This window comes from Pseudomonas sp. 05T35, assembly GCF_056396605.1.
Genome location: NZ_JBFTLU010000986.1, coordinates 1 through 423, shown reverse-complemented (window position 1 = coordinate 423; position 423 = coordinate 1). Strand labels below are relative to the sequence as shown.

Sequence of the window (423 nt, the reverse complement as noted above, 5' to 3'; positions counted from 1 at the left end):
GCCCGTGGTGCTCTCGATGGTGGTGCTGACGGTGCTGCCGTTTTTGTAGACGTCATTCGCCGGGGTATCGACCACCACGGAACCGGACGTTTTGCCGGCTTCGATGTTGATCACCGCGCCGTTGCTCAGCGTGACGGTCATCGGCGTGCCGGCCGGGTTGCTCAGGGTCGCGGTGTAGGTRATCTGACCGCCTTCGGTGACCGAACCGGTCGCTGCCAGGGACAGGCCGGTGTTGTCGATCGAGTCGGTGATCGTCGTGACTGCCGGCGTCGTGCTCGGGGTCAACTGTTCGAAGTTGCCACCGGTGGTGCTTTCGATGGTGGTGCTGACGGTGCTGCCGTTTTTGTAGACGTCATTCGCCGGGGTATCGACCACCACGGAACCGSWSGTTTTGCCGGCYTCGATGTTGATCACTGCACCGTT

The 423-nt window shown here is 62.2% G+C and carries 1 protein-coding gene; it reads right to left on the bottom strand.

Annotated elements, in window-relative coordinates; genetic code table 11:
* The coding region (locus AC1DH9_RS31050; RefSeq protein ID WP_477809576.1) for an immunoglobulin-like domain-containing protein at positions 1-423 on the bottom strand (423 nt) is incomplete at both ends.